We start from the raw sequence: 4,476 nt of genomic DNA, 5'->3' as shown, positions 1-4,476 counted from the left end.
GACTTTAGTCCTTCTTTTCCAGGTTTGTAGTGAGGACTTTAGTCCTTCTTTTCCAGGTTTGTAGTCAGGACTTTAGTCCTTCTTTTCCAGGTTTGTAGTCAGGACTTTAGTCCAGGTTTGTAGTGAGGACTTTAGTCCTTCTTTTTCTGCGGACTAAAGTCCTCACTACGAACCAAGTCTTAATTCTTCGGCGGGCACTTCGGATGAATCCCGCCCTGCAAACAAATGTAAGCAATTTGACTTTGATCTAAATTCTTAGCCTCGGCAAAATTAACTCCTTGGAATCGACCTGATTTGCTACCAGCCTGACTTTGAATAAACTGATCCGAAGCAGCCTTCCCCAGGAAAACAGCGCCTTGAAAATTCGCTCCAGCTAAATTAGCGCCCCTCAAATCAACCGAACTCACGTCAGCATTCCGCAAATTCGCATCTTGCAACCGAGCATCTTTTAAATTCGCATTGGCGAGTTTAGCGGAACTAAAATCGGCATTTTGTAAGTTAGCGCCGCTCAAATCAGCACCGGACAAATCAGCACCTTGCCATTCCGATTTAGACAAATTTGTTAAGGATAACTGAGTGCCTTGAGCCTTGACTTTAGCCAAACGCGCGCTTTCCAAATTCGCTCCCGAAAAATTGGCGCTGCCGAGATCTGCACCAGTAAAGCTTGCCTCTTTTAACATTGCTTGCTGCAAATTAGCCCCAATTAAAAGACTGTTGCTAAGATTAGCTCCATTCAAATTTCCATTTGACAAATTAGCTTTGTTCAGGACAGCGCGCACAAAAGTAGTGCGGTTCATTACGGCGCTGTTAAAAGATGCTCCGGTTAAATTTGCTCCTTCAAAATTAGCTTCGCTCAAGTCAGAAATCCAATCGTCAAATGTACCCGGACGCCTGTCTTCTCCGGTGCCGTAAAAGCGAATTCCCTGCAAGCTGGCATTGGTTAAATTGGCTTTTCTCAGCTTAATTCCTGATAAGTCAACTTTGTCTAATACTAAAGTAAACTGACCCGGGCCGGCAGGACTTTGACTTAAATCGGTGCGACTGAGATCGGCGCCGTTGAGCTGGCTGCTATACACTGTGAGAATTTTGCCGATCGCCCTTTGCACTGTTCTCTGACGGGTAGCCGCTAACTCGCGTTCCGCAGTCTTTCCCCCGTAGCGCAGGGATTCGAGCTCATTGCTGAGGGCTTGATTCAACCGCTGCAAATCAGGTAAAGCTTTCGGCCCGCTACTAACTAAAGCTTGCTGGATCGCGTCCAGCATCGCCTTGCTGTCTTCTTGAGCCAGCAAATCCGCTAGCAGGGGTACGGCGCGCGAGTCTTCCACCGCCCCCAAAGCCAAAATAGCCGATCGCCTCCCCGATGTTCCGCTAGCCGAAGCTGGAGACAATTTGCTAACTAAAGCTACAAATAATTCGTCGTTCCGCTGCCGAGAATCCCGCAAATTAGCTTGACTTTGAGTGTAGATCAGAGTGCCAACAAACAAACTTAAAATCAATCCCGCACTGCCAATAGTAACTATCACTAAAGTTGTGCCTGGATGTTGGCGAATCCAATTCCACAAACTGGGATCTTCTTTCACGTCGGTTTCTGGAGTCAAAACCAAAGCTGCAATTTGCGCGTCTTCCTCAGTCCAATCTTGACTCTGGACAGGATTGGCAGACTGTTGGTGCGATTCCCTACGGGATAGCTTCGCTTCACGACTATTGACCACCAAAGTATTCGCAAGGCGATCGTGCCCGGATTGCCGTTTGTAGCGCAGTGCAAAAGCCCCATCTGCCAGCACTGACAAGCCGCTCAACGCCCCTAAAATAATTAAATCCGGAAACGCGCCGGATAAGCGCCAAACCCCGTAAGCGACGCCCAGAGGCACTCCAGTGCGCCCGAAAATTTCGCGAACCAGCACTCGCGCCCAACCCGGAGGAGTACCCGAGGCTGTGACAACTTTCACCCCGAACCAGCGTTTCGGAAGAGTTTGACCGGTTCTGGCGAGCAAAAACAACTGCCACGCCACTAAAACTGCCGGTGCCAGCAGCGCCCCCGACCAGAATAGATTAGTTAGGGGTGCGACTCTGGGATTGCGATCGCGCACGGGGATTGCCAAAACACGGGCGACAGTTTCCGATGCTGCTGCTACCGAGGGATTGAGTGGCACGGTTTGAGCTTCCTTGTTAACCGCATTAACCGCGGCCCCGATACTGAAGGGAACCATGGCGCTGGCTGCAATTAACGAAATTTCAACGGCCCAAGCGCCACACCGGCGAACCAGCAGTGGCATTTGCTGGGATTGTCTCGGCCAAGACGGATCGGGTTGATTAATATCACCGGGTGCGGTTGGGCTAGCCATATTTATAATTTCCTATTGTTAGTCGTTAGTTGGACGAATCAGGAGATATTGCCAATTTATACGCTATGTAGATTAGCACTCCCAGAACGCCAAGAGTCATCAGGGCGGAAAGTAGCTGGACGATGCTATTGAAGACTGTCAGAACCACGATCGCTCCGACGGCAAAGACTGCCACCTGCCCGGGTTTGGGGAGTTTTTGAAACTTCTCCAGAGATTGATTGTAGAAGGTGCCGAGGGCTTGATAGCTGTCTGGATTTTGTTGGATGAGAGGCGATCGTTCTAGTTTAGCTTTTAGTTGTCCGATCGCTTGCTGCCAATTGAAGTTATTTTGAGGATTCATAAGAAGAAGGAAGAAGGAAGAAGTCATTAGTCATCAGTCATTAGTCATCAGTCATTAGTCATCAGTCATTAGTCATCAGTCATTAGTCATCAGTCATCAGTCATCAGTCATCAGTCATTAGTCATCAGTCATTAGTCATCAGTCATCAGTCATCAGTCATTAGTCATCAGTCATCAGTCATCAGTCATCAGTCATTAGTCATCAGTCATTAGTCATCAGTCATCAGTCATCAGTCATCAGGAAGAAGGTAGAAGGTAGAAGACATACACAGCAAGCTTGTTAGCGCTCGGTATTTTACATTGAATTAAGTCGATTTTACTTAGTTTAGATTAATGTGTTTGGAACCGCAATTATCATCTATCGTCTAAAGAAGTAGGACTAAATGCCATTGTGTGAGGAAATATGAAGATATACTGTGCGGGCGATCGCGACAAACGGTGGTTTAGTGCGATCGTAACCGTAGCCTTGGCAATGATTTTAGCGGATGCCGGAGCTATTCGGAGCCAACCGCTGCAAATTGCTCCGGGATTTCCCGAACCCCTGAGCGTTTCAGGAGTTTCCGGCGGCCCGAACAATAGCGGCGACTGCGGTTTTGTCGCCCAAGGGCCCAACCAGGTCATCGAAGTAACCCAGGATTTACCTTACTGGCGGATTGCAGTACAAACGGCGGGAGCGCCGAGTTTGATGATTCAGGGGCCGAGGGGGCGTTTCTGCGTCCTACCGGCGAATGCTGCTGCGGGGAATGTAGAATTTTCGGGTTATGGGGACAAGGGGACTTATGTGATTTTCGTGGGCGATCGATCGCAAGGTCAACACCCTTACTCTCTCTCAATTTCCCAACAGCGAAAGTAACAGTACAACAAAATTAGGAAGCTTGCTGTCAGAAATAGCGATTTTGCTCAATTTTGTATTTGGTTTTTAACCCACTTGCGAAACAACCGGAGAGTTTGACTCGTACCCGCTGTTTGACTTTGTTCGCAATACAGAGAAATCGCTTCAACAATTGGCAGATTGGGAAATATCGGACTAAATTCCGATTCAACATATTTCCCATCTTCAAGCACATTAATCTGAAGCCTTTTATTTTCATAGCGCCAAATTTCAGGTACTCCCAGCGCCTCATAAGCATCCAGTTGAGTCTTAGAAGTTAAATCGACTTCAATTGCTAAATCCGGCGGCGGATCGACAGTTAAGTCGATCCGCTTTTTGCCAATCATTAAAGCGTAATTCTGGATGTAAAAACAGTTATCCGGTTCAATTCCTTGCAACATACTTTTTCGTTTGAAAGTCGTCGAACCAAAACATTCTCGATCGATTTCAAGTTCTTCGAGTAATATTTTGACCATATCGCCAATGATCTCTTTATTAAATTCATGTTCTGGCAGTGGCATCCTAATCTCCAAAGTTCCTTTACTGTAAGCTATTCTAGAGCCGCGGTGTTCTCCCAACTCCTCTAAAATCGCCTCAAATTCCTGCCAGTTGACATCGTTCAACAGCAGTCTATGTCCAGGCGGTACACTGATTTGTCTTAATTGCAGCGTTACCATTTCAACCTCCAATTTATTTAAATTTATTATAACTTGTGCATAATTTTTAAGTTTCGGGTGCGCCGCAGCGCCCCTATTAGTTTCGTAGTAAGGACTTCAGTCCTATTAGGTTCGTAGTAAGGACTTCAGTCCTATTAGGTTCGTAGTAAGCTGTTTCGCATTAAAACTGGTATAATAATAAATCACAAGTCACAGAAAAGCCCGAAGTATGCCAGCCAAAAATCATCTAAATGCAGAGCAAGTC

General features: G+C 46.8%; 4 protein-coding genes. 1 reads left to right on the top strand and 3 read right to left on the bottom strand.

The window, feature by feature from the left end; translation table 11 throughout:
* Window positions 1-179 precede the first annotated feature (179 nt).
* Window positions 180-2,345, bottom strand: a complete 2,166-nt coding sequence (locus JGK39_RS32725) for a pentapeptide repeat-containing protein (protein ID WP_293298925.1) — start codon at window positions 2,343-2,345, stop codon at window positions 180-182.
* Between the two features lie 25 nt (window positions 2,346-2,370).
* Window positions 2,371-2,685: a hypothetical protein gene (locus tag JGK39_RS32720; protein WP_293252003.1), complete on the bottom strand. Its 315-nt coding sequence runs from the start codon at window positions 2,683-2,685 to the stop codon at window positions 2,371-2,373.
* A gap of 402 nt (window positions 2,686-3,087) precedes the next feature.
* Between JGK39_RS32720 and JGK39_RS32715 the strand changes: the two genes are divergently transcribed.
* Complete coding sequence (locus JGK39_RS32715) at window positions 3,088-3,537, top strand: hypothetical protein (RefSeq protein WP_293298922.1); 450 nt, start codon at window positions 3,088-3,090, stop codon at window positions 3,535-3,537.
* Between the two features lie 47 nt (window positions 3,538-3,584).
* Here JGK39_RS32715 and JGK39_RS32710 read toward each other — a convergent pair whose 3' ends face one another.
* Window positions 3,585-4,232 (bottom strand): Uma2 family endonuclease, encoded by a 648-nt coding sequence (locus JGK39_RS32710; protein WP_293298919.1) that lies wholly within the window; start codon window positions 4,230-4,232, stop codon window positions 3,585-3,587.
* Window positions 4,233-4,476 lie beyond the last annotated feature (244 nt).

The organism is Microcoleus sp. PH2017_12_PCY_D_A (genome assembly GCF_020738565.1).
Classification (GTDB): Bacteria; Cyanobacteriota; Cyanobacteriia; order Cyanobacteriales; family Microcoleaceae; genus Microcoleus.
The sequence above is the reverse complement of the archived record's forward strand: the minus strand, read 5'-3'. Positions and strand labels throughout refer to the sequence as shown.